Genomic DNA, 24,243 nt, shown 5'->3' with positions numbered 1-24,243 from the left:
GGGCTCCCAAGACCACAAATCGCCAGAAGAGGCAAGGGAGCGGGCAGGTCGGTGCCAGGCGAGGGGAGCCGAGGTTACACTTGCGATGACCGCGAGAACCGCCGTCAAGGCAGCCGGTTGGCCTTCTGCAGCGCCTGCTTGGTCTGGTCGTCGTCCAGCCCCTGCAGGAAGTCGTCCATCTGTGGGTCGATGAGGCCGGCACGGCGGGCGACGACGTACCAGGCGCCGGCAAGCACAAGGTCCGGATCAGTGCCGATGCCTTGCATATAGAGCTTGGCCAGGCGGTTCTGGGCGGCGACATTGCCGCCCTCCGCCGCCTGCTTCATCCAGCCGAAGGCGGATTTCAGGTCGCGCGCACCGCCGCGGCCTTCGATCATCCAGGCGGCGAGATCGATCTGCGCGGTGTCGTAGTTCTGCCTTGCGGCCTGCGCCAGCAGGCGCCTTGCCTGGGCGTCGTCACGTGGCTTGCCACCGACACCGTTGGCGTAGATCTGCGACATTGCATATTGCGCGTCCGCGAGGCCGGTCGCGGCGGCGCGCTCATAGTAGGAAACCGCCTTGGCCATGCCGGCGTCGCCGGGGTCCTGCTGGACCAGCATCTGCGCGAAATTGAATTGCGCCAGCCGGTTGCCGGCTTCGGCGGCGGCCTGCATCAAGGCGTAGGCCTCTTTTCCATCCTTTTTGACGTAGCGGCCGTCGAGCAGCATCAGCGCATACTGGAACTGCGATTCCGGCACACCCTGTTCGGCGGCCAGCGCGTACCATTTCGCCGCTTGCGCCGAATTGACCGGCACACCGAGCCCCCGCGACAGGATCTCGGCCACCAAGGTCTGCGCCGCCGGATCGCCGTTTTGCGCCCGGACCAATGCCAGATTGTAAGCTGTCTTGTAGAGACCGCGCTGGAAGGCGCCATAGGCCGCGTCGGCGGGTTTTGCGCCGAAGCGGTCGGGATTGACCGTGTCGGCCGACGGCAGCGGCGCGGGCTCGGCCGTGGTAGCGGGCTGCGGCAACGGCTTGTCGATCGGCTTGTCGGTGTGGACGCCGATTTCCGGCTTGGGCTGCGGCAGGGGGATGGTCTCCGCGGCGGCAGCCTGGACCATCAGCACCGCAAGCAGAGCCTGGAGGGGAAGCGTCGCCGAGGACATTTCAGTCCTCGAAGCGCGGCGCGGTCTCGTCGAGCAGCGCGTTGGCGGTGGCGACCGCTGTCCTGGGATCGGTGCCGTCGGCAAACACGGCGCTCGACAGCGCCACGAATTCAGCGCCGGTGGCGCCCACCGCTTCGACCGAGGCGATGTCGGATCCGGCCATGACGATGCAAGGGATCTGGATCATGTCCGCCCACCATGCGCCGAGCGACAGGTTGCGCGGGTGCGGTTCGGGCTTGTTGTCGTAACCGAAGCGGCCGAAGAAGATGTAGTCTGGCCGCGTCTCGCCAAGCTCGAGCGCGTCGTCACGTGTCTTGGCGCCGCCGGTGCCGACCATCATCTTTGCCTGGAAATGCTCGATCGTCTCGGCAAGTTCGGCCTTGGAGACCTCGACATGGATGCCGTCGGCCTGGACGCGGCCGGCTATGCGGGTGTCGCCGGCGATGATGACAGCAACGCCGGCGGCTTGCGCTGCCGGCACGATCTGTTCGGCGAAAGCCTGAAAGGAGGCTTCATCCATGCCGTTCTCGGGCAGGATCAGCGAAGCGACATCGCCGCCATCGAATGCCGCGACAATACGGGCCGCCGGCACGCCGGACGGCGCGATCAGCACGATGCGACAGCGATTGGGGGGCGTTGCTTCATTCATGGTTCTTCGGGTCCCGCGTTTCGCCTATGCCGGGCGAAGATGGTTGGATTGCGGCATAGAGCAAAGTGCCCGCTTTGAACAGGCGGGCAGCCGGGATCGCGATGTTTGACCCGCCGGGCATCCGGCGGGGCGCTTCATTTGATCGGGTGCGGGCTCGCCACGGGCGGTTTGCCCTTCCACAGCGTCCAGCCGAGATTCATGCCGGCGGCGGCGATCAGGATGGCGGTGGCGCCGACGACCTGACTCAGATGCAGCCGATGGCCGAAGGCGACGACATCGACCAGGATGGCGACGACCGGATAGATGAAGGACAGCGATCCCTGCAGATGCGTCGGCAGCTTCTGGATGGCGCCGTACATCAGTATGTACATCAGGCCGGTATGGACGATGCCGAGCGTCGCCAGCATGGTCCAGCTCCAGGCATCGGCCGGAAGCTCTGCAAGATTGGCGAAAGGCGCCAGCATGACGACGCCGACGCAGACCTGGATCAGCGCGATGAGGTGCGGCGGCGTGCCCTTGAGCTTCTTGGTGACGATGGCGGCGACGGCCCAGAAGAAAGCCGCGCCCAACGCCATGACGATGCCGGTGAAATAATCCGTGCCGATATCGCCGGCATCGGGAGCCGACTGCACGATCAGAACCATGCCGGCGAAGGCGATGGCCAGCCAGGTCAGCTTGGTCAGGGTCAGCCGCTCGGCGAAGAAAAGCGCACCGAAGCCGACCAGCATGAAAGGCTGCGTGTTGTAGACAGCGGTGGCGATCGAGATCGACGCGCGCGAGAATGCGCTGAACAGCAGCAGCCAGTTGACGACGATGGCGACGCCGCCGAGCGCGGCGATGCCGATGATGCGCAGCGACAGCCTGTTGCGCAGCAATCCCAGCCCGGCGCAGATGATGAGCAGCGTCAGCGCACCGAAAGCGCAACGCCAGAACACCACATCCATGATCGGCTGGCCGGACAGGACGACGAACCATCCGATCGTTCCCAGGATGGCCATTGCGGCTGACATTTCGACCGTGCCGCGCACCGTTTCGTTCACAACAAACCTCCATATCGGTTGAGCCGCCATAATCTCATGCTGCCGCGAAGCTTTCCATCTGATTGGAAAGGGCGTATGGCCGGTTGGCCTAATTATATTAGGAGAAAACTCCAAACTATCGGGGAAAGAAAAAGATGCTGGACGATCTCGACCGAAATCTCCTTGAAATCCTGGTCAAGGATGCACGGACCTCGCTGAAGGAACTGGCCGCCCAGGTCGGGCTGTCGTCGCCAAGCGTTTCGGAGCGGCTGCGACGGCTCGAGGAGCGCGGCGTCATCCGAGCGTTCACTGTCGAGATCGATCCGCTGGCGCTCGGTTATACCCTGCAGGCGATCGTGCGCATCCGGCCTTTGCCGGGCAAGCTGCACATCGTCCAGAAGCTGATCGAGGAAATTCCCGAATTCGGCGAATGCGACAAGGTGACGGGCGATGACTGTTTCGTCGCCCGGCTGTTCGTGCGCTCGATCGGCGATCTCGACGGGATTCTCGATCGCATCGCCGACAAGGCGGAGACAAGCACCGCCATTATCAAGGCGCAGCCGATCCGGCGGCGGCCGCCGCCGCTTGACGCAACCGCCTCTCGGGATAGGGCAAAGGTCTTGCAGGCCTCCTGATCGAGTTGGGTGGAAAGCCGGCGGCCGGTTGGTTAGTGTGCCGGCCCAAACGAGGCCGGAACCATGGCGCAGAATATATACGACCGTGAGGATTTCTTCGCAGGCTACAGCCAGCTCGGCCGTTCGGTCGAAGGGCTGGAGGGTGCCGCCGAGTGGCCGGCACTGCGCGCCATGCTGCCCGATGTCGGCGGCTTGAGGGTCGTCGATCTCGGCTGCGGCTTCGGCTGGTTCTGCCGCTGGGCCCGCGAGCATGGGGCGGCGCAGGTGCTTGGCCTGGATCTGTCGGAGAAGATGCTTGCCCGGGCAAGGGCCGCCGGCCCCGATGCTGGCATAAGCTATGAGACGGCCGATCTCGATCGGCTCAGCCTGCCGGAAGCCAGCTTCGATCTCGTCTACAGCTCGCTCGCCTTGCACTATGTCGAGGATGTGTCGCGTCTGTTCGGGACCGTGCATCGGGCCCTGGCGCCTGGCGGGCGTTTCGTCTTTTCGACGGAACATCCGATCTTCATGGCGCCGACCAAACCCGGCTGGGTGATCGATAGCGAAGGCCGCAAGACGTGGCCTGTCGACCAATATCTGGTGGCAGGACCGCGCAGCACCGACTGGCTGGCCAAGGGCGTGGTGAAACATCACCGCACGATCGGCACCACCCTCAACGCACTGATCCGGTCCGGCTTCACCATCGGCCATGTCGAGGAATTCCGGCCGACCGATGCGCAAATCGCAGCCAAGCCGGAACTGGCGGAAGAGCTCGAGCGGCCGATGTTCCTGCTGGTCTCGGCTCGGCGCTAGGCACTGGCCGGCGTCGGCCGAGTGTGCCGCCGCCACGCTCATATTTGCTGTCGCTCCGCCGGGCATTCTGGGCTATTCAAGCGTCGACCCGCTTTCCCTCCGGACCAGTCCCCCCTCCCATGTCAGGCCTGCTTCTCGATCCGTGGTTCTATGCGGCTGCCATTCCGGCGGTCTTTCTGGTCGGCCTGTCCAAGGGGGGCTTTGGCGGCGCCGTCGGTTTCGTCGGCGTGCCGCTGATGGCGCTGACCATGCCGCCGGTGCAGGCGGCGGCCATCCTGCTGCCGATCCTGTGCCTGATGGACATCGTCTCGGTATGGACATGGTGGGGCGTTTATAACAGAAAGATGCTGGTCGACATGATGCCGGGCGCCGTCATCGGCATCGGCCTTGGCTGGCTGACGGCGGCACTGGTCACCGAAGAGGCGGTGCGGCTGATCGTCGGCGCCGTCGCCATCATCTTCGTCCTGCGCTGGCTCTATCTGCAGTTCCGCCATGGCGCCGATCACGCTGCCGCGCCCAACCGCGTCGCCGCCGCGGTCTGGGGCACGGTCGCCGGGTTCACCAGCTTCGTAGCCCATGTCGGCGGCCCGCCCTTCCAGGTCTATGCCTTGCCGATCCGGCTCGATCCGAAGGTTCTATCGGGCACCGCCGCGATCTTCTTTGCCGCCACCAATGCGCTGAAGCTGGTGCCCTATTTCGCGCTCGGCCAGTTCGACACCGCCAATCTGACGGCATCGGCGGTGCTGATGCCGCTGGCGCCGCTGTCGACCATTGCCGGGGCCTGGCTGGTGCGGCGGATGCGGCCGGAAACCTTCTATCCCTTCACCTATGCAACCGTCGCGGTCGTTGCACTGAAGCTGCTGTGGGATGGCATCGCAGGTCCGATGTAGAAAGGCGGCTGCGCCGCCGCCCGTCATCAGGGTCAGGCAGCGCTCGGCACGAGACGGCGGTTGCCGCCAAAGGCCAGTGTGGCGCCGATCAAGACGGCCAGCACCATGCCGGCGAGGATACCGATGTCATGCACGGTCGGCTTGAGCACCATGTCGGCAATGATGACCACCATCACCGCATAGTCGAAGCGCGCCGCGCTCATCATACGCTGGCCGATGGCAAGAACCTCTGGTGTGACGCCCTCTTTGGCGATCATTGCGCCCATGCGCTCGCCGGTCGGTTTGAAGATGAACATGCCGATCGAAAAGGTCGTGGCGTAGCCGGCCAGGCCGATGAGGATCCACAGGTCGGAGAAGCCGACCCAGAACCAGCACATGATGAGGCCGAAAATCAGCGTCAGCATCGACATCGGCGCGAAGAACCTGCCGCCCAGCTGACCGCTGGCGCGCATTGCCTGCAGTTTTTCCTCTATGTTGCCCGCCCGCTCGGCAAGCATGCCCAGCAGGAACAGCACGAAGCCGCCTCCGACCCACAGAATGGCGGTAGTGACGTGGAGGAATTTGACGATCGAGTACCAGTCCATGGGTTGCTCCTGCAGTGTTCCGGTCAGGTTGCGGCGGCGCTGATTTGCGCCGGCCGTCAGAGGAGCGGGCGTTTAGCGTGGCGCCTGTTTCGGAACGATGTCGCGAAAAACCCGGATCTGTTTCAGGCAATGAAGAAGCGGCTGAGATAGTGAACGCGCTATCTGATTTCCTGCTAATGTACGAATCGTCGGGAGGGGGTTGGCGCGACATCGTCCGGAAACATCGCCGATGCTAACGCGCTTAACGCCGGGAGCCCGGTGGCGACAACAATCGCCTGACGATCAACCCATTCCCACAACGGGAAAAGGCAATTCGGGGGACAGACATGCAAGGGGTAGCACGGAATTTCTTCACACTGGCCGTCATCTATTCGCTGTGCGGCATGGCGCTCGGCCTGCACATGTCGATCAGCCAGGATCACGGTCAGATGCCGACTCACGCCCACACAATGGTGGCTGGATGGCTGATGTCGGCGGTCTTCGCCTTCTTCTACCATTTGTTCCCTGCCATCGGGCAAAAGACACTCGCCACCGTTCATTTCTGGCTGACCGCAATCAGCGGCATCGGCCTGCTGATCGGCCTCTACTTCCTGCTTGCCGGCAATGCCGCGATCGAACCGCTGGTGGCGGCCTCCTCGATGGGCTTCTACGCAGCCATGCTGCTGTTCGCCTTCATCGCCTTGCCGGCGATCTGGAAGACGGCCTGAGCTGGACCTGGGGTAAGGTGAGGCTGTGCCGGCGATCTGGAGGACAGCCTGAGCTAGCCTAACGCAGGAGATGCTGTCCTGTTACGGCACAGTATGGCGGCGTTCGGTCAAAAAACATCCGCGCCGTTAAGGCTTCATTAAGCTTTACAGGTGTTTACTATGTTCATCCAGTGATCTGGATTCTTACCGAGTGGTTGGAGCCACTTTGTTTGACGCCTCCCTGTTAAACTCCTGAGAGCCGCCTTATCCGCGGCTCTTTTTTTGTCTTCATTTCCCTTTTTGTCCGCGTCTCAGCGGGGCCGCCCAATGGCGGCTCGCCGTTAACCTTCTGTTAAACATGTGCTTGCCTTCGCCGGTGACGAAGCGCATTTTCAAGCTTCAGTCAGATAGGGTTCCGGGTGTATCGGCAGGGAGCCGAATCGGCCGGTTGCAAGTGCAGGGGCGTATCAATGAACGAGCCTTCGAAGGGCAGTGCGAAAACCGTCAAGCTGGCGGAGCGCCGGGTTTTCTCGCAATCCTTCAAGCCGCTTTACCAGGAAGGCATGGGCCTGGTCGAACAGGCCGCCGAATATCTCGACGGCAAGGGCCGGGCCGAGGCAAAGAAACTGTCGCGGCTGGGCGCCACGCTCTATGCGGCCGAATCGATGCGGCTGACCACCAGGCTGATGCAGGTTGCGTCCTGGCTGCTTTTGCAGCGCGCCGCCAATTCCGGCGAGATGACCCGCGACCAGGTCGCGTCGGAAAAGTCCAAGGTGCGTCTCGACACCGCTTCCGCCCATGACGAAGCCGCCGGCTGGGCCGAGTTGCCCGAGGATTTCCTCGATCTCGTCACCCGCTCGCTGCGCCTGCAAGCACTGGTGCGCCGCATGGACGAGGAGATCTATGGCTCGAGCGCCTTGGTCGACATGCAACCGATGGCTCGCCGCCTCAATCCGGTTTCCGACCAGATCAGCCTGCTCAACACGGCTTTCGCTCGGGGTTAGACCTCGGTCCGTCTTCTGTTTCCGGTTTGTTCACATTTCGCTGGCATCGCTGTGGGCCGGAGGTAAACTCGGCAAATGGCGGAAGCGATTCGCATCATCGGTATCGATCCTGGGCTTCGGCGCACCGGCTGGGGCATCGTCGAAAGCCTCGGCAATTCGCTGCGCTTCATTGCTTCCGGCACTGTGAAGTCCGACGACAAGGCGGCGCTGGCAACGCGGCTGTGCCAGCTGCATGACGGGCTCGCCGAAATCCTGCACAGCGCGATGCCGCACGAGGCGGCGGTCGAACAGACCTTCGTCAACAAGGACGCGGTGGCAACGCTGAAGCTCGGCCAGGCGCGTGGCATCGCCATGCTGGTGCCGGCGCGTGCGGGGCTTGTCGTTGCAGAATATGCGCCCAACGCGGTGAAGAAGGCGGTGATCGGCGTCGGCCATGGCGACAAGAAGCAGATCCACATGATGGTGAAGGTGCTGTTGCCGAAAGCCGTCTTCGATACCGAACATGCCGCTGATGCGCTCGCCATCGCCATCTGCCACGCGCATCACCGGCAGAGCGTGGCCTACAGGATGGCGCTGGCCGGCTAGCTATGTTCTTGACTTGTTCACGCTGCAGGGATAAGTAATACCGCAGAGGTATTACCATGCGCGTGACCACCAAGGGGCAAGTCACAATCCCCAAGCCGATAAGGGACCGTCTGGGCATCGCCCCGGGCTCCGAGGTGGAGTTCGTGGCCACCGACGAGGGTGTTCGGCTGGTTGCCGTCAACGAGAACCTCTCCCAGGAAGAGAAATTGCGCAGGTTCAGCGATGTCCTCGACCAGATGGAGGGGACGTTGGATCTGGGAGGCATGACCACCGATCAGTACATGGAGTGGTTGAGGGGGCCGCGTGAAGATCTCGACGTTGATTGACACAAATGTCCTGATCGATGTTTGGGGTCCAGCCGGACCGATGAAAGGATGGTCGGCATCGGCAATCGCCTCCTGCCGCCGCGACGGCGCGTTGGTGGTCAACACGATCGTCTGGTCCGAGTTGGCGCCGCTGATTGCGACGGAAACGGCGCTTCGAAAAGCAGTCGACATGCTTGGGATGGATCGCGAACTTGTATCTTGGGACGCGGCGTTCCTTGCCGGCGTTACGCATTCCCGCTATCGCCGGGCCGGTGGCGTCAGGGAAAGAACCTTGCCCGATTTCTTTATCGGCGCTCACGCGACCGTCGCTGGACATCGTCTTTTGACCCGCGACGCTGCTCGCTACCGCAGCTATTTTCCCGACCTCGACATCATCTCTCCTGAGACGCACCCATGAGAGCCCATCTTCCATGAAAGGTCTGGCATGATCGGCAAGCTCAAGGGCACGCTGGACGAGGTCGACGAGGACCATTGCCTCGTGGACATCCATGGCGTCGGCTACGTCGCCTATTGCTCGGCGCGCACGCTGGCGGCGCTGCCTTCGCCCGGCGAAGCGGTGGTGCTGTTCATCGAGACCTATGTGCGCGAGGACATGCTGCGCCTCTACGGCTTCCAGTCGGTGCTGGAACGCGAGTGGTTCCGGCTGCTGATGAACAATGTTCCGGGCGTCGGCGCCAAGGTGGCGCTGGCCATCCTGTCGACGCTGGCGCCGGCGGATCTCGCCAACGCCATTGCGCTGCGCGATATCGCCATGGTTTCGCGCGCGCCCGGCGTCGGCAAGAAAGTGGCCGAGCGCATCGTCACCGAGTTGAAGAACAAGGCGCCGGCCTACGCCGGAACCGCCTCGGGCACCATCGGCCTGAAACAGGAACTCGGTGACGGCGTGGCATCCGCGCCCATCACCGACGCGGTCTCGGCGCTGGTCAATCTCGGCTATTCGCGCGACACCGCCGCCAATGCTGTGGCGGCGGCGCTGAAGACGGCGGGCGAGGATGCCGATGCGCCGAAGCTGATCCGCTTCGGGCTGAAGGAACTGGCGCGGTGAACCGTCGCTTGTTCAGTTCCTTGCCGTGTGCAAGGAAGGCGTCATGAGCCTGTCGCCCCGCCTGATTGCGCCGGAAAAACGCGGCGAGGATGCCGAGCAGACCTTGCGGCCGCAGACGCTCGACGATTTCGTCGGCCAGGCGGCGGTGCGGGCCAATCTCAAAGTGTTCATCGAGGCCGCCAAGGGCCGCAACGAGGCACTCGATCATGTGCTGTTCGTCGGGCCGCCCGGTCTCGGCAAGACGACGCTGGCGCAGATCATGGCGCGCGAACTCGGCGTCAATTTCCGCTCGACCTCGGGTCCCGTCATCGCCAAGGCCGGTGATCTTGCCGCGCTGCTGACCAATCTCGAGGAAGGCGACGTGCTGTTCATCGACGAGATCCATCGGCTGAGCCCGGCGGTGGAGGAGATCCTTTATCCGGCGATGGAGGATTTCCAGCTCGACCTGATCATCGGCGAAGGACCGGCGGCGCGTTCGGTCAAGATCGACCTTGCCCGCTTCACGCTCGTCGCCGCCACCACGCGGCTCGGCCTGCTCACCAATCCGCTGCGCGACCGTTTCGGCATTCCGGTACGGCTCAATTTCTACACGGTCCAAGAGCTGGAGCAGATCGTGCGGCGCGGCGCCCGCATCCTGCAAATGCCGCTTGGCGACGACGGTGCGCTGGAGATCGCGCGGCGTGCGCGCGGCACGCCACGCATCGCCGGCCGGCTCTTACGCCGTGTGCGCGATTTCGCCTCGGTGGCCGGCGACGGCCATGTCGACCGCAAGATCGCCGACGAGGCGCTCACCCGGCTGGAGGTCGATGCGCTCGGCCTCGACGCGCTCGACCGGCGGTATCTCAGCATGATCGCGCGCAATTTCGGCGGCGGGCCGGTCGGCATCGAGACGATCGCCGCCGGCCTGTCAGAGCCGCGCGATGCCATCGAGGACATCATCGAGCCCTATCTGATCCAGCAGGGCTTCATCCAGCGCACACCGCGCGGCCGCATGCTGACGGCCAATGCCTGGCGCCATCTCGGCCTCGACGCGCCGAAGGATCTGGCGCAGCAGCAGATCAACCTGTTCCAGGAAGAGTAATTTTCCAGTGCGCCGCCCCGTCGTCTCGGGCATTGGCTCAGCATTGCGTCGGTACGTTTTTTGAATGCGCCCGGAATCTTCTCGACCGATCTTGGCTGAGCGATCAATGCAGCCCGCGGATCACGTCCATTACATCCGGTTCGGCCTTGTCGCCGTTGAAGGCGTCGACGATGCCGAAGGCGCCGCCATAGCTCCACACCGCCCATGAGAAGCCGTGCGCTTCGGCGCGCCCGATCATGTCCCTGACATAGGCGGCCCGGTACTCGGCGGGCATCACATAGGCGTTGCCATATTCCTGGCGGATCATGCCGAACTCGCCCAGCGAGATGTTTTCCGGCTTGACGCCGTTGGCCTTCGCCCATGCCTCGACCTTTTTGAACGGCGCATCCATGAGGCCCAGCAACTTGTCGGGACTGTCCATGCTGGCGACCTGTTCGTCGAGATAGGCAAGCAGGCCGCTCTGCCGTGTCCACGGGGCCTCGGCCTTGATCCTGGCGCGGATGGTGTCGAGCGTCACGTCGAGCTGTGCCTTGGGCACCGCGGTCAACGGATAGGGCAGGCCAGTCACATAGGGGATGAAGTCGCCGGCCCAGGTCGCTCCCTGATGGGTGAGCAGGAACGGATCGTAGGAATGGAAGGTCCAGATGACGTTGTCGTCAGGGATCGCCTTCGGGTCGATCTTCTCCAGCGAGCTCGCCGCGGAATAGCAGGCGCCGGTCAGCACGAGGGTCAGTTTCGTCGCCGAGGATCGCGCCGCGGCGAACAGTTTGCGCTGGCGGTCCGGCCACAGGCTGGTGCCATCGCTGTCGCAGTCGACGATCGGTTCGTTCATCGGCTCGAAGGCAACCTGGGTGGGATCTTCGCCGGCCAGCGTGCGGGCCATCTTGCGGACCATCTCGACATAGGCGTCGAAGGTCCGCGGGTCGTCCATCACTTCAGCCATGCCGATCTTGCGGCTGCCGCCGGCCGGGATCAGGTGCATGTCGACGATAACCTTCAGGCCGGCGCGGTTGATCATGCGCACGGAGTCCAGCACGCTGGCATAGAGGTCGTCACGCAAGGCCACGGTCTGGTCGGACAGGAAAGGCGAAGGGTCGACCGGCATGCGCAGGAAATCGAGGCCGGCATCCTTCAGCGCCTTGAGGTCGTTCTCCCCAAGGAATTTGCGCCATTCCGGATAGGGCAGGATGGCTTCGGCGTCGCCCCACTGGTCTTCGCCGGGCCATGTGACCCATTGGTCGAGGTTGAGGCCGCGCTTCATCGAGAATGTCGCGGCCTGGCCAGGCAGCGCCAAAGCCACGAGCACGAACAGCGCCGCCGTCAAACTCTTGATCATCGCCGTCAACAGTGCCATCCGATGTTATGTTCCGCGGGAAACCGGTGCCTGGTCGGGGCTGAAAAAGGAAGCGCAATGGGCGATCATGGTGAATCGGCGACGCTGCTGGCCGGGCTTTCCGGCGCGCTGACCACGTTCGGCCATCGGCTGATGGCGCGGGTCTATTATGCCGACACCGATTTCTCCGGCGTCGTCTACCATGCGCGCTATCTCGAATTCTTCGAACGCGGTCGCTCCGACTATCTCCGGCTGACCGGCGTGCACCACACAGAGCTTGCCGATGGCAAGCATGGCGAAAGAATAGTCTGGGTGGTGCGCCGCATGGAGATCGACTTTCGCGGCCCCGCCCGCATCGACGACATCCTGACGGTCGACACCCGCACCGAGGAGATTTCCGGCGCGCGCATCTTCATGGCGCAGCAGCTCAAGCGTGGCGACGAACTGCTGGTCGAGGCCAAGGTCGAGGCGGCGATCATCGGTGAGAATGGCCGCCCAAGGCGTTTTCCCAGGGAATGGGTGGCGGCATTCATGCCGAGGGTGCGCTGATATTCAGGTGATGCCGGCCTGCAAACAGCAGCTTCCTGCGCTTCCCCGTTCTACCGCATCGCGGTAGAACTGTGCTCACGTACGAAAGTACGCTCCGCTCCGGTTCTCGGAATCTACCGCTTTCGGCTCGGCCTGACCTGAATCTCAGCACACCCTAGCGCAGCCATTGAATTGATGGCCTTGCCATTGGGCGTGGCAATGCGCCGCGCCTTATATACTAACCCATCCTTAACCATAACGGTTCATGAAGAGATTGGTGAAGATTGGCGTTATCGAACGCCTTCCTTTCACCAATATTTGCCCCGAAAAGGCCGATAACGGCACAGTTTGGGGTTGTTCCGGTAGCTTCGTGCGAACCGACCACAAGGGATGCCAGGGGCCAGCCGCCAGCTTCGCCCGGAAAATCTTAAGGACGTAACGATGGAAAATATCGCACTCGCCGACCCGGGCGCGCAATTGTCGGTTTGGTCGCTGTTCGTTTCGGCCAGCTGGGTTGTCAAGCTGGTCATGATCGGCCTGCTCTGCGCCTCGGTCTGGACCTGGGCGATCATCGTCGACAAGCTGGTTTCCTATGCCCGCATGCGGCTGGCGCTCAACCGGTTCGAACAGGTGTTCTGGTCGGGGCAGTCGCTGGAGGAGCTCTACCGCACGCTCGCCGACCGCAAGACCACCGGCATGGGCGCCATTTTCGTCGCCGCCATGCGCGAGTGGAAGAAGAGTTTCGAGAAGGGCGCCAAGTCGCCGCTCGGCCTGCAGACCCGCATCGACAAGGCGATGGACCTGGCGCTGACCCGCGAGATGGAAAAGCTGGAAGGCCGCCTAGGTTTCCTCGCCACCACCGGCTCGGCGGCACCTTTCATCGGCCTGTTCGGCACCGTCATCGGCATCATGACGTCGTTTCAGGCGATCGCCGGCTCCAAGAACACCAGTCTCGCAGTGGTTGCGCCGGGCATCGCCGAAGCGTTGCTGGCGACGGCCATCGGCCTGCTCGCCGCCATTCCGGCCGTCATCGCCTACAACAAGCTGTCGTCCGATGCGAGCAAGATAGCCGTGCGCATGGAAGGGTTCTCCGACGAGTTCTCCGCCATACTCTCGCGCCAAATCGATGAAAAAGTGGCCCCCAAGGCCTGAGGAGTAGCAGATGGGTATGTCCATGGGCATGGGAGGGCGCGGCGGGCGCGGCCACAGGCGGCGCGGCCGTCACCATGCACTGATGTCCGAGATCAACGTCACGCCGATGGTCGACGTGATGCTGGTGCTGCTGATCATCTTCATGGTCGCCGCACCGATGCTGACGGTCGGCGTGCCGATCGACCTGCCGGATACGCAGGCCAAGGCGATGAATGCCGACACGCAGCCGATCACCGTCTCGATCAACGCCGCCGGCCAGATCTATCTGCAGGAAACCGAGATCCCGATCGAGGAGCTGGTGGCCAAGCTGCAGGCGATCTCGAAGACCGGCTATGAGGAGCGCATCTTCATCCGCGGCGACAAGTCCACCGACTATGGCACGGCGATGAAGGTGATGGCCCGCATTTCGGCCGCTGGCTACAAGAACATCGGCTTGGTTTCACTGCAGGAACAGGACCAATAGACGCGCGATGAAGACCGGCCTCACCACATCGGTGATCTTGCATACGGCGGCGCTGACCTTCGGCCTGTTCACGCTGACGGCGCCGGCGGCACTTCCGTCGTCCGACGTCGAGTCGGTCGCGGTCGATATCGTGCCGATGGAAGCCATTGCGCAGACGTTGCAGGGCGACAAGAAGGCCGTGATGCATGAAAAGCCGGCACCTGTGCCGACGCAGCGCCCGGACATCGTTCCGGACGCGCAGAAGGTCGGTGAGAACAGCGTCGACACCGACAAGCCGATAACGCCGGAAGCCAAGCCGAAGCCCGTCGACACGACCTCGGCTCCGCCGCCCGCGCCGACCCCGATCGAAAAGCCGAAGCCCGAGGACGTGCCGAAGCCGCAGGAGAAGCCCAAGCCCACCCCGGCAACGGAAGTGGCGCCGGCGCCCACGCCCAAGGAAGAGGTCAAGCCCGAGCCGGTCAAGCAGGCCGACCCCAAGCCGACACCGGCCAAGCCGGCGCCAACCCCGCCACCGCAGGACAAGACCGCTGCCATCGATCCGACGCCCGAGGTCAAGCCTGACGCCGTCGCTGAAGCCATAGCGCAGGAGCCGCCCGCCGAGGCGACGCAGCTGCCGGATTCCGCTCCCGCGCCGGAAGCGCGGCCGAAGCCGCAGCCGGCGCAGGCCGAAAGCGCCAAGGCGCCGGAACGCAAGAACGCCGACAAGCCGGTCAAGGAAGCGTCGTCGAAGCCGAAGTCCGACGACAAGCAATTCAACGCCGACGAGATCTCCGCGCTCCTCGACAAGCAGAAACCATCCGGCGGTGGCGCCAAGCGCTCGACCCAGCAGGCGTCGCTCGGCGGCGACAAGGATCAGGGCCAGAAGCTTTCCAGGTCCGAAATGGGTGCTCTGGAAAGCCAGCTTGGCGGCTGCTGGACCCTTCCCGCGGGCCTTGAAGGTTCCGAGAACTTCGTCGTCGTGGTGCGGTTCAACCTGGATGCCTCCGGCAAGCTGGACGGACGCCCGGCGGTCGAAACGTCGAGCGGAAACCGCCAGTTCGACGAAAGTGCCGTTCGTGCGGTGCAAAAATGCGATGTCACTGGCCTGCAAGTTCCCGCCGGCAAGCAGGACATCTGGGCCGACGTCCGCGTCACCTTCGATCCAAGGGAGATGCTGGGCCTCTAAGGCCCGGGTATCCGGAAATCAGTACGAGAAGCGAGAAGACATGAAATCAATCCTCAAGCCGCTCCTGATGGTCGCAGCAATGGCGATGGGCATGACCGCGGCCAGCACGTTGCCGGCGCTGGCGCTGGTCGAACTCAACGTCAACAAGGGCAACGTCGAGCCGCTGCCGATCGCCATCACGGATTTCCAGGGCGGCGACGCGCTTGGGGCGCAGATTTCGCAAATCGTCACCGCCGATTTGAAGCGTTCGGGTCTGTTCGCTCCGATCGACAAAAGCGCCTTTATCGAGAAGATCACCAACCCCGATGCAGCACCGCGCTTCGACGACTGGAAGGTGATCAACGCGCAGGCGCTGGTCACCGGCAGCGTCAGCAAGGAAGCCGACGGCCGCATCCGCGCCCAGTACCGGTTGTGGGATACCTTTGCCGGCCAGCAGATGGCCGGCGAGCAGTTCTTCGCCAACGACGCCAATCAGCGGCGTGTCGCCCACATCATCGCCGACGCCATCTATGAGCGGCTGACCGGCGAAAAAGGCTATTTCGACACCCGCGTCGTCTTCATCGACGAATCCGGCGCCAAGAATGCGCGCAAGAAGCGCCTCGCGATCATGGACCAGGACGGCGCCAACGTTCGCTATCTCTCGGACGGCAGGTCGATCGTGCTGACGCCGCGTTTCTCGCCGAACCGGCAGGAAATCACCTACATGTCCTATGAAAGCGGCCAGCCGCGGGTCTACCTGCTGCAGATCGAAACGGGGCAGCGCGAACTGGTCGGCAACTTTCCGGGCATGACCTTTGCGCCGCGCTTTTCGCCCGACGGCCAGAAGGTGATCATGAGCCTGCTGCGCGACGACGGCAATTCCAACATCTTCGCCATGGACCTGCGCAGCCGCTCGACGACGAGGCTGACCAACTCGACCGCCATCGACACCTCGCCGTCCTATTCGCCCGACGGCAGCAAGGTGGTGTTCACCTCCGACCGTGGCGGCCGCGCGCAGATCTACGTGATGGGAGCCGACGGCTCGGGCCAGACCCGCATTTCCTTTGGCGACGGCGTCTATTCGACGCCGGTATGGTCGCCGCGCGGCGACCTCATCGCTTTCACCAAGCAGACCGGCGGCGAATTCCAGATCGGCGTCATGAAGACCGATGGATCGGGCGAGCGCATCCTGTCCTCCGGCTTCCAGCAGGAGGGACCGACCTGGGCACCGAACGGCCGCGTGCTGATGTTCTTCCGCGATTCCGCCGGCGGGCCCAAACTGGTTTCGGTCGATCTGACCGGACGCAACGAACAATCGATCCCGACGGCGAACTTCGCTTCCGACCCGGCCTGGTCGCCGCTGCTTGAATAGAGGAACTGGGGAACTGAAGAACTGAAGAATGGAGAAGGCGGGCGGCTACATTAATCGCGCGAAGGATCTAGAGGTATATAAGCGCGCTTATGTGGTTTCTCTTGACGTCCATAAAGCTCGCTTTCCCGAAAATGGAGCAATACGCACTGGCTGATCAGTTGCGTCGCTCCAGCAAAGGAATCTGCGCCAATTTGGCTGAAGGATTTGCCAAGCAGACTCACTCCAAACCCGAATTCGCGCGGTTCATTTCGATGGCAATGGGGTCATGCAGCGAGGTGGAGACGTGGATTTCCTATGCGTTCGACCTTGGATACATCAGCCAGACACAACACGACGATTGGCTGCGATCCTATGCCCATATCTACGGCATGCTGATCAATCTGAGAGAAAAGCTGAAGTGAATTCTCTCTTCAGTTCCTCAATTCCCCAACTCTTCAATTCCTCATTTCCATCTCTTTGTCGCGTTTTGGCCGTATTTACGCCTAGGGTCCGCGTGAAATGTGGCTTCAGGCCAAAACGGCTGCGGACGGGCAGCTTAAACCAAAATTTAACCGTGTTTCTTGAATGCCGGTTAACCCAAACGTGGTTACTGGGTGATCAACGAAATCACTCAAATTAGATCACTCGAAATACGAAGGAGAGGCGGCATGGGCCGTATTGCAGCACTTACCAGAAACCCGGTCATGATCGCGCTGGTGGCGATGCTCGCCATCGCAGGTTGCGCCTCGAAGAAGACGCCGAACAACGCGGCCGATCTTGGCCTTAACGGCGCCGGCGCCGCAACACCCGGATCGGCGCAGGACTTCACCGTCAACATTGGCGACCGCATCTTCTTCGATACGGACTCGACCTCGATCCGTGCCGACGCGCAGACGACGCTCTCGCGCCAGGCGCAGTGGCTGAACCAGTACAAGCAGTATGCCATCGTCGTCGAAGGTCATGCCGACGAACGCGGCACACGTGAATACAATCTGGCGCTCGGCGCCCGCCGCGCCGCCGCCACCCGTGACTTCCTTGTCGCCAAGGGCGTCTCGGCCAGCCGTCTCAAGACCATTTCCTACGGCAAGGAACGTCCGGTCGCGGTTTGCGACGACATCTCCTGCTGGTCGCAGAACCGCCGCGCGGTCACCACGCTTAGCGGCGCTGGCTCCTGAAGCATCACGCAGCCGACCGGCGCGTCAAGAACGGCGGCCGTCTAGCGGTAAAAATGCAACATACCTGTGCGAAAGGCGGCCTTGGGGGCCGCCTTTTTCACATCCGGATGCCCGAAACAAAATTTGGCCGAAGTCTCGGCTCCTGCTATGAGCCGAGGGCGCTTGGCTGGTCCCATGCTGATTGGAAGGCGCGAACAAGCTAACGAAATCACTGCGAGAGGCACATGCATTTGAGATCGGTTCTGAGCGGCACGCTTGCGCTGCTGCTCCTATCAGGCGTCACCGCCCTGGCCAGCGGCACCGGGGCGAGCGGCACGGGGCAATCAACCGACAGCGGCTTTACCTTCCATCTTCCCAGTATCGAATTGCCCAACCTTTTCGGTCAAAAGAAGAAACCGGACCAGGTTCAGCTGGTGCAATCCGATCCTGCCGCTGTCACCAGCCTGGAAGAGCAGCTGCGGCAGATGAACGGCAAGATCGAGGAACTCAATTTCCAGGTCCTGCAGATGCAGGAGCAGATCCGCAAGCAGCAGGAAGACAATGAATTCCGCTTCCAGCAGCTGGAAGGCGGCGGCACGCAAGGCGGGCAGCCGCCGGCGCAGAAGAAATCGGACGCCACCACCGGCACCGACAACGATGTGGCGGCGGCCCCGGCAATACGGGCGCCGGCCGATGCCGGCGCCGCGCCCGCCAACGATCAATCGGCAGGCGGCAAGACGGTCGAGGATGTCATCGTCGAATCTCCCGACGGCGACCCCGGAAAGGTTATTCCCGGTACGGGAGCGCCGGAAAAGAATTTCGGCACCATCACCGTCGACAAGAACGGCAATGTCATCGATGCCGGCGGCAACACGCAATCGACCGCGCCGGCGCAGGACACCGCGCCAGTCGCCGGGGCGGCGCCCAAGGCCGGAAAATCCGATACGGTGGTCGCGGCGTTGCCCGCCACCAACAACCCGGAAGAGCTTTACCGCAACTCCTACCAGTTCATCCTCTCGGGCGACTACGGCACCGCCGAGCAGGGTTTTCGCGATCACATCGCCCGCTTCCCCAAGGATGCGAAGGCGGCGGACGCGCATTACTGGCTGGGCGAGTCATTGCTCGGCCAGCAGAAATACCGCGACGCGGCCGAGACGTTCCTTGCCGCCAGCAAGGACTACCCCAAGGCCAAGAAAGCTCCCGACATGTTGCTGAAGCTCGGCGTGTCGCTGGTCGGCCTCAAGCAGCATGATGTTGCCTGTGCCACCTTCAGCGAGGTCGGCAAGCGCTACCCTGATATTTCCAGTGCGCTCAAGGAACGCGTCAAGCAGGAGAAGGCTCTGGCTGCCTGCTGATCCTTGTCCTACATGTCGTTGTCCTGAAACCGGGATCACTTTTGGGCGACATGCATTATGCTCGACACCGAGCCGGACCTTTCGACTAACCCTTTTTCGCATATCGATTTTACCAGCGGCGCTGTTGCGGCCGTGTCCGGCGGCAGCGACTCGACCGCCCTGCTCCTTCTTCTCAGACACCATCTCGACCGTAAGGCGCCGGCAACCAGGCTGCTGGCGGTAACGATCGACCACGGTTTGCGGTCCGGTTCGGCTGCGGAAGCGCAAACAGTGGCGAAGCTGTGCGCCAGACTCGGAATTTCACACCGCATCCTGACATGGTCGGGCCCCAAGCCATCGACCGGCCTGCCCGCCGCCGCTCGCGAGGCGCGCTACCGGCTGCTGGCCGAGGCGGCACAAGCCGAAGGCATCGGCCTGATCCTCACCGGCCATACCGCCGATGACCAGGCAGAGACGGTGCTGATGCGGCAAGCGCGCGAGGAAGGATTGGCGCGGGACGGGGGCCAAGGCCATGCCGAAATGGCAGGCCGGGGACTTGCCGGCATGGCGCCGGCCACCTTGTATGACTGGCGCGAGTGGATCGTTCGGCCGCTTCTCGGGTTGCGGCGCGAGGCGCTGCGCGACGTCCTGCGGCGTGAGAATGTCGGCTGGGCCGACGACCCCACCAATATCGACGCGGCCTTCGAGCGGCCGCGTGTGCGGGCAGCCCTTGCCGACAGCAACGGTGCGCAGCGCATCGACGATGCACTGGCGCTGGCCGCGCATGAGGGCCGCGCGCGCAGTCAACTCGGCCTCGCCGCCGCAAGTTTGATCGGCGATTTCGCGACCCGGCTGTCCTGCGGGCTCATTCGTCTTGATCCGCTCTTGCTGAACACAGGCGACGAGCGAGCGGCCGTCTATGCGTTGCGTATCCTGCTGGCCATGACCGGCGGAATTGCCTTCCTGCCGGATCAGGCCCGCAGCGAGGCTCTGTTCGGTCGGCTGAGGGCTGGATTTCTTTGCGCCACATTGTCGCGGACGGTTGTCGATTCCCGGCGCTCCGGCATCTTCCTGCGCCGCGAGGCGCGCGGCCTGCCCGCCGCCGCAACCCTTACTGGCAGCACCCTGTGGGATGGCCGCCGGCGCATCACATTGAACGACAGCAGCAGCGCATTGTTGATTGCCCCGCTAGGCACGGCAGCGGCGAAGCGGCTGGCGACGGGCCAAGGAAAAGCCCCGCCGAGCCTGATGCGCGCCGCGCTCGCGGCCGAACCGGCGTTGTGGCACGCCGGGGAATGCCTTGGTTTGCCTGGATATGAACTGAAGTCGGCGATGGTGGAAGTGCGGCCGGTCGTTAGTCCCTTTGCCCGCTTCCTGCCGTCCTTCGACCTGGCGCCGGCGCAGGCCGTCGCCGGGCTGATTGGCGCGGCCCCGGTCCCGCCCTTGCCTTTCAGCGGCCATAGTGCCGGCTGATGGTTGCGCGAAAGCTTAACCCAGACGTGCTGTTATGCTTGGCAAGGGGAGGTGCTCTCCCTATGTTAGGCGCAAGTTTCCTCTCATGACGCGTGTCCGCCCCGCGGACGCCAACGGGACAATTGATGAATCCGAACTATCGCAACCTCGCGCTCTGGGCGATCATAGCGGTCCTGCTCATAGCCCTGTTCAATCTGTTCCAGACGCCGCAGACGCGAGGGGCTTCCAGCGATGTGCCTTATTCGCAGTTCCTGCAGGATGTCGCGGCGGGCCGGGTCAAGACGGTGACCATCGCGGGCGCCCGCATCAGCGGCACCTACACCGACAATGCCAGCGGCTTCCAGACCTATTCGCCCGGCGATCCTTCGCTGGTCTCGCGGCTGCAGGACAAGAACGTCACCATCAATGCGCGGCCTGAAACAGACGGTTCCAATTCGCTGTTCGGCTATTTGATCTCTTGGCTGCCGATGATCCTCATCCTCGGCGTCTGGATATTCTTCATGCGCCAGATGCAGTCCGGCTCCGGCCGCGCGATGGGCTTTGGCAAGTCGAAGGCCAAGCTGCTCACCGAAGCGCATGGCCGCGTCACCTTCCAGGATGTTGCCGGCGTCGACGAAGCCAAGGAAGATCTGGAAGAGATCGTCGAGTTCCTGCGCGATCCGCAGAAATTCCAGCGGCTCGGCGGCAAGATTCCGCGCGGCGTGCTGCTCGTCGGCCCTCCGGGAACCGGCAAGACGCTGCTCGCCCGCTCGGTTGCCGGCGAAGCCAATGTGCCGTTCTTCACCATTTCCGGTTCTGACTTCGTCGAGATGTTCGTAGGCGTTGGTGCAAGCCGCGTCCGCGATATGTTCGACCAGGCCAAGAAGAACGCACCCTGCATCATCTTCATCGACGAAATCGACGCTGTCGGCCGTCATCGCGGCGCCGGCCTCGGCGGTGGCAACGACGAACGCGAGCAGACGCTGAACCAGCTGCTGGTCGAGATGGACGGCTTCGAATCCAACGAAAGCATCATCCTGATCGCCGCCACCAACCGGCCCGACGTGCTTGACCCCGCCCTGCTCAGGCCAGGCCGCTTCGACCGCCAGGTCGTGGTGCCGAACCCTGACATCGTCGGCCGCGAGAAGATCCTCAAGGTGCATGTGCGCAACGTGCCGCTGGCGCCCAATGTCGACCTCAAGGTGATCGCGCGCGGTACGCCGGGCTTTTCCGGCGCCGATCTGATGAACCTCGTCAACGAATCCGCGCTGATGGCGGCACGGCGCAACAAGCGCCTCGTCACCATGGCCGAATTCGAGGACGCCAAGGACAAAATCATGATGGGCGCCGAGCGCCGCTCGTCGGCCATGACCCAGGCCGAGAAGGAGCTGACCGCCTACCATGAGGCCGGCCACGCCATTCTCGCGCTCAACGTGCCATCGGCCGATCCGCTGCACAAGGCCACGATCATTCCACGCGGTCGCGCGCTCGGCATGGTCATGCAGTTGCCCGAAGGCGACCGCTATTCGATGAGCTACAAATACATGATCTCGCGTCTCGCCATCATGATGGGCGGCCGCGTCGCCGAGGAGTTCAAGTTCGGCAAGGAGAACATCACCTCCGGAGCCTCTTCGGATATCGAGCAGGCGACCAAGCTGGCCCGCGCCATGGTCACGCGCTGGGGCTTTTCCGACAAGCTCGGCCATGTCGCCTATGGCGACAACCAGGAAGAAGTGTTCCTTGGGCATTCCGTGGCCCGCACGCAGAACGTCTCGGAAGAAACGGCGCAGATCATCGATGCCGAAGTGCGCCGCCTGATCGACGAGGCCTATTCGTCGGCGAAGTCCATCCTGACCAAGAAGAAGAAGGAATGGATCGCGCTGGCGCAGGGCCTGCTGGAATACGAGACGCTGTCCGGCGAGGAGATCAAGCAGTTGATCGCCGGCCACAAGCCCGCGCGCGACCTCGGCGACGATACGCCGCCGAGCCGTGGCTCGGCCGTGCCGAAGTCCGGCGGCCGGCGAAAGAAGGGTCCTGAGCCCGAAGGCGGTATGGAACCGCAGCCGTCGAGTTGAGCTTGACCACTGATTTCATCGAACGCCGCGGCTTACTCCGCGGCGTTTTTTGTTTTTGGCGTTGAGGAGGAGTTGTCCGCGACCTCGCATCTGCGACGGTGACGATTGGCGAAAGCCTAGGTGATAGCCAATCTCCCCCCGCAAGGGGGGAGATTGGCAACGTCGCCGCTGGCGTGCCCTCGAAGGCAACAAAAAGGCCCGCGAACCCTGCGGTTCGCAGGCCTTCTCTTCTTCAGATGCCTTGTCGCTCAGCTCTTCAGCTTGGCATTGCACAGGCTGTAATAACCGCCGCCCTTCTGGATCCAGCGAAGGCCGTTCAACGTGCCCGCGTCCTTGTTGCCATGGTAGCCCTGCAGACAGGTCTTCATGCGCGCCTTCGCGGGCTTTTCGGTCTTGAACTCGCCGGCCAGCGTGGTCGGGAATGTCACGCCCGCGGGCGCTACAGTGGGGGCGACCGCCGCGCTGGTTTCCTTTTTCGTCTGCGGCTCGGTTTTGACCGTATCCTCGCTGACACTGTCCGCTGCTGATGTCGCGCACTTCTCCTTGCGAAAAGCCGTCCAGTCCATGCCGTTCAGAGTGCCGCCTTCCTTGGCTGTTCGATAGGTCTCGCCGCATTCCTTCATCGTCAGTGCGCTTGCGGGGGCGACGCTCCAAGCGACAAATGCGGTCGCAGCCAATACCGCCAATTTCAAACCGTGCATAAGACCCTCCTGGTTGATAATAAGTTTGGCGTCTTTTTGTATATGGTTTGTTCTCTATATGTTCAACCAGAATCTTTACGGACTACCGATGAGCTTGGCGGTGGGCAGTGTAGGCGAATTGATGATGCCAGCAGCCCGGCGACATGCAGATGCGAGCAAGGCAGCGTGCGTCTTCGCGCAACAAAAAAGGCCCGCGCATCTTGCGATGCGCGGGCCTTTGTTTGGAGACTATGGCTAAGCGATCAGCCCTTCAGCTTGGCATTGCACAGGCTGTAGAAGCCGCCGCCCTTCTGGATCCACTTCAGGCCGCCGAGCGCGTTGGCGTCCTTGAGGACATAATACTGGTCGAGGCAGGTGTGCATGCGGCCCTTTCCGGGGGTCTCGCTGGCATATTTCGCCGAGATCGCGGACGGGAACTTGACGCCCTTGGGCGCAGCCGTCGTCGGCTTCGCCGGCTCCGTGGTGTAGCTGGCCTCGTCGGCGGCCGGCACCGTGTCGTCATCCGATGCGCCGGCGCCGCATTCGGTCTTGCGGAAGTCGTTCCACTTCATGCCCTTCAGCGTGCTGGCCGTCTTGGCGGCCTGATACTTGGTGCTGCATTCGGCCATGCTCAGACCCTTGCCGTCGGCGGGGGCCGCGGCAGCCTTGGTGGTTGCCGGCTTGGCGGCGGCAGCGGCGGATGCACCGGCGGCGCATTCGGACTTGCGGAAGTCGTTCCACTTCATGCCGTTCAGCGTGCCGGCAGCCTTCGCCGCCTGGTATTTGGTGCTGCATTCCTTCGCCGTCAGGCCCTTGGCCGTGCTGTCGTCCGCAGCGGCGGCAGCCTTGGCTGCCTTGGCCGGCTTCGTCTCGGCAGCCTTCGTGGTATCGGCCGGCTTGGCGTCGGTCGTCGCGGCGGCGTCGGTGCCGCACTGAGCCTTGCGGAACTGGTTCCAGGTCGCGCCGGCGAGTGTCCCCGCATCCTTGGCGGCGTTGTATTTCGTGCTGCACTCGGCCATCGTCAGTGCGTTGGCTGGCGCGGCCAGGAACAAGGTCGCGACGGCGAGGCCGGTCAAAGTGGCAAGTCGGTGGATGAGCATAGCGTTTCTCCGTTGCAGCAGCCCATGATACGTCCC

Annotated in this window: 27 protein-coding genes; 20 read left to right on the top strand and 7 right to left on the bottom strand. The window is 63.2% G+C overall.

Annotated elements, in window-relative coordinates; all coding sequences use genetic code 11:
- Nucleotides 1–104: 104 nt before the first annotated feature.
- From NP503_RS20380 to NP503_RS20370, 3 genes are all read right to left on the bottom strand, one after another.
- Nucleotides 105–1,145, bottom strand: coding sequence for a tetratricopeptide repeat protein (locus tag NP503_RS20380; RefSeq protein ID WP_127270840.1), 1,041 nt, complete (start codon nucleotides 1,143–1,145; stop codon nucleotides 105–107).
- Between the two features lies 1 nt (nucleotide 1,146).
- Complete coding sequence (locus NP503_RS20375) at nucleotides 1,147–1,794, bottom strand: thiamine phosphate synthase (RefSeq protein WP_127272276.1); 648 nt, start codon at nucleotides 1,792–1,794, stop codon at nucleotides 1,147–1,149.
- Between the two features lie 134 nt (nucleotides 1,795–1,928).
- On the bottom strand, nucleotides 1,929–2,834 hold the full coding sequence (locus NP503_RS20370; protein WP_127268482.1) for a DMT family transporter: 906 nt from the start codon (nucleotides 2,832–2,834) through the stop codon (nucleotides 1,929–1,931).
- Nucleotides 2,835–2,968: 134 nt separating this feature from the next.
- Here NP503_RS20370 and NP503_RS20365 point away from each other — a divergent pair, with 134 nt between their 5' ends.
- The 3 genes from NP503_RS20365 (at nucleotide 2,969) to NP503_RS20355 (ending at nucleotide 5,130) form a co-directional block, all read left to right on the top strand.
- Nucleotides 2,969–3,448: an Lrp/AsnC family transcriptional regulator gene (locus NP503_RS20365; RefSeq protein ID WP_127268483.1), complete on the top strand. Its 480-nt coding sequence runs from the start codon at nucleotides 2,969–2,971 to the stop codon at nucleotides 3,446–3,448.
- 63 nt (nucleotides 3,449–3,511) lie between these two features.
- Nucleotides 3,512–4,240 carry a bifunctional 2-polyprenyl-6-hydroxyphenol methylase/3-demethylubiquinol 3-O-methyltransferase UbiG gene (locus tag NP503_RS20360; RefSeq protein ID WP_127268484.1) on the top strand — a complete coding sequence of 243 codons (729 nt, stop codon included), beginning with the start codon at nucleotides 3,512–3,514 and terminating at the stop codon, nucleotides 4,238–4,240.
- A gap of 119 nt (nucleotides 4,241–4,359) precedes the next feature.
- Nucleotides 4,360–5,130, top strand: a complete 771-nt coding sequence (locus tag NP503_RS20355; protein WP_127268485.1) for a sulfite exporter TauE/SafE family protein — start codon at nucleotides 4,360–4,362, stop codon at nucleotides 5,128–5,130.
- Nucleotides 5,131–5,162: 32 nt separating this feature from the next.
- Here NP503_RS20355 and NP503_RS20350 read toward each other — a convergent pair whose 3' ends face one another.
- The gene (locus NP503_RS20350) at nucleotides 5,163–5,714 is read right to left on the bottom strand and encodes a DUF2269 family protein (protein ID WP_127268486.1); all 552 of its coding nucleotides are present in this window, start codon (nucleotides 5,712–5,714) and stop codon (nucleotides 5,163–5,165) included.
- A gap of 326 nt (nucleotides 5,715–6,040) precedes the next feature.
- Here NP503_RS20350 and NP503_RS20345 point away from each other — a divergent pair, with 326 nt between their 5' ends.
- The 7 genes from NP503_RS20345 (at nucleotide 6,041) to ruvB (ending at nucleotide 10,441) form a co-directional block, all read left to right on the top strand.
- Complete coding sequence (locus NP503_RS20345; protein WP_127268487.1) at nucleotides 6,041–6,421, top strand: hypothetical protein; 381 nt, start codon at nucleotides 6,041–6,043, stop codon at nucleotides 6,419–6,421.
- Nucleotides 6,422–6,870: 449 nt separating this feature from the next.
- Nucleotides 6,871–7,404, top strand: coding sequence for a DUF1465 family protein (locus NP503_RS20340; protein WP_127268488.1), 534 nt, complete (start codon nucleotides 6,871–6,873; stop codon nucleotides 7,402–7,404).
- A 75-nt stretch (nucleotides 7,405–7,479) separates the two neighbouring features.
- Entirely contained in the window at nucleotides 7,480–7,989 is a 510-nt protein-coding gene (gene ruvC / locus NP503_RS20335) for a crossover junction endodeoxyribonuclease RuvC (protein WP_127268489.1), read from the top strand.
- A 56-nt stretch (nucleotides 7,990–8,045) separates the two neighbouring features.
- Nucleotides 8,046–8,315 carry an AbrB/MazE/SpoVT family DNA-binding domain-containing protein gene (locus NP503_RS20330; protein ID WP_127268490.1) on the top strand — a complete coding sequence of 90 codons (270 nt, stop codon included), beginning with the start codon at nucleotides 8,046–8,048 and terminating at the stop codon, nucleotides 8,313–8,315.
- Nucleotides 8,293–8,712 carry a type II toxin-antitoxin system VapC family toxin gene (locus NP503_RS20325; RefSeq protein ID WP_127268491.1) on the top strand — a complete coding sequence of 140 codons (420 nt, stop codon included), beginning with the start codon at nucleotides 8,293–8,295 and terminating at the stop codon, nucleotides 8,710–8,712. Before NP503_RS20330 ends, NP503_RS20325 begins: the two co-directional genes overlap by 23 nt.
- Nucleotides 8,713–8,739: 27 nt before the next feature.
- Nucleotides 8,740–9,360, top strand: coding sequence for a Holliday junction branch migration protein RuvA (gene ruvA / locus NP503_RS20320; protein ID WP_013529140.1), 621 nt, complete (start codon nucleotides 8,740–8,742; stop codon nucleotides 9,358–9,360).
- Between the two features lie 43 nt (nucleotides 9,361–9,403).
- On the top strand, nucleotides 9,404–10,441 hold the full coding sequence (gene ruvB, locus NP503_RS20315) for a Holliday junction branch migration DNA helicase RuvB (protein ID WP_127272275.1): 1,038 nt from the start codon (nucleotides 9,404–9,406) through the stop codon (nucleotides 10,439–10,441).
- A gap of 103 nt (nucleotides 10,442–10,544) precedes the next feature.
- Here ruvB and NP503_RS20310 read toward each other — a convergent pair whose 3' ends face one another.
- A complete protein-coding gene (locus NP503_RS20310) occupies nucleotides 10,545–11,795 on the bottom strand; it encodes a glycoside hydrolase family 5 protein (RefSeq protein WP_127269538.1) in 1,251 nt (416 codons plus the stop codon).
- Between the two features lie 57 nt (nucleotides 11,796–11,852).
- Here NP503_RS20310 and ybgC point away from each other — a divergent pair, with 57 nt between their 5' ends.
- The 10 genes from ybgC (at nucleotide 11,853) to ftsH (ending at nucleotide 22,427) form a co-directional block, all read left to right on the top strand.
- On the top strand, nucleotides 11,853–12,323 hold the full coding sequence (ybgC, locus tag NP503_RS20305) for a tol-pal system-associated acyl-CoA thioesterase (protein ID WP_127269539.1): 471 nt from the start codon (nucleotides 11,853–11,855) through the stop codon (nucleotides 12,321–12,323).
- A gap of 420 nt (nucleotides 12,324–12,743) precedes the next feature.
- Complete coding sequence (gene tolQ / locus NP503_RS20300) at nucleotides 12,744–13,454, top strand: protein TolQ (RefSeq protein WP_013529145.1); 711 nt, start codon at nucleotides 12,744–12,746, stop codon at nucleotides 13,452–13,454.
- 10 nt (nucleotides 13,455–13,464) lie between these two features.
- Nucleotides 13,465–13,917, top strand: coding sequence for a protein TolR (tolR, locus tag NP503_RS20295; protein ID WP_023811855.1), 453 nt, complete (start codon nucleotides 13,465–13,467; stop codon nucleotides 13,915–13,917).
- Nucleotides 13,918–13,924: 7 nt separating this feature from the next.
- Entirely contained in the window at nucleotides 13,925–15,082 is a 1,158-nt protein-coding gene (locus tag NP503_RS20290; protein WP_127327924.1) for a TonB family protein, read from the top strand.
- Between the two features lie 40 nt (nucleotides 15,083–15,122).
- Entirely contained in the window at nucleotides 15,123–16,433 is a 1,311-nt protein-coding gene (tolB, locus tag NP503_RS20285; RefSeq protein WP_127270138.1) for a Tol-Pal system beta propeller repeat protein TolB, read from the top strand.
- Between the two features lie 101 nt (nucleotides 16,434–16,534).
- Nucleotides 16,535–16,834 (top strand): four helix bundle protein, encoded by a 300-nt coding sequence (locus NP503_RS20280; protein WP_236383235.1) that lies wholly within the window; start codon nucleotides 16,535–16,537, stop codon nucleotides 16,832–16,834.
- A gap of 246 nt (nucleotides 16,835–17,080) precedes the next feature.
- Nucleotides 17,081–17,587, top strand: coding sequence for a peptidoglycan-associated lipoprotein Pal (pal, locus tag NP503_RS20275; protein WP_013529149.1), 507 nt, complete (start codon nucleotides 17,081–17,083; stop codon nucleotides 17,585–17,587).
- A gap of 224 nt (nucleotides 17,588–17,811) precedes the next feature.
- Nucleotides 17,812–18,921, top strand: coding sequence for a tol-pal system protein YbgF (gene ybgF / locus NP503_RS20270; protein WP_127270140.1), 1,110 nt, complete (start codon nucleotides 17,812–17,814; stop codon nucleotides 18,919–18,921).
- A gap of 57 nt (nucleotides 18,922–18,978) precedes the next feature.
- A complete protein-coding gene (gene tilS, locus NP503_RS20265; RefSeq protein WP_127270142.1) occupies nucleotides 18,979–20,373 on the top strand; it encodes a tRNA lysidine(34) synthetase TilS in 1,395 nt (464 codons plus the stop codon).
- A 125-nt stretch (nucleotides 20,374–20,498) separates the two neighbouring features.
- The gene (gene ftsH, locus NP503_RS20260) at nucleotides 20,499–22,427 is read left to right on the top strand and encodes an ATP-dependent zinc metalloprotease FtsH (RefSeq protein WP_023811859.1); all 1,929 of its coding nucleotides are present in this window, start codon (nucleotides 20,499–20,501) and stop codon (nucleotides 22,425–22,427) included.
- Between the two features lie 248 nt (nucleotides 22,428–22,675).
- Here ftsH and NP503_RS20255 read toward each other — a convergent pair whose 3' ends face one another.
- Both NP503_RS20255 and NP503_RS20250 read right to left on the bottom strand, forming a co-directional pair.
- On the bottom strand, nucleotides 22,676–23,128 hold the full coding sequence (locus NP503_RS20255) for a hypothetical protein (protein ID WP_127267141.1): 453 nt from the start codon (nucleotides 23,126–23,128) through the stop codon (nucleotides 22,676–22,678).
- Nucleotides 23,129–23,370: 242 nt separating this feature from the next.
- Complete coding sequence (locus NP503_RS20250; RefSeq protein WP_127267140.1) at nucleotides 23,371–24,207, bottom strand: hypothetical protein; 837 nt, start codon at nucleotides 24,205–24,207, stop codon at nucleotides 23,371–23,373.
- Between the last annotated feature and the right edge of the window lie 36 nt (nucleotides 24,208–24,243).

The organism is Mesorhizobium sp. SEMIA396 (assembly GCF_024518615.1).
In the GTDB taxonomy this organism is placed as follows: Bacteria; Pseudomonadota; Alphaproteobacteria; order Rhizobiales; family Rhizobiaceae; genus Mesorhizobium.
The sequence above is the reverse complement of the archived record's forward strand: the minus strand, read 5'-3'. Positions and strand labels throughout refer to the sequence as shown.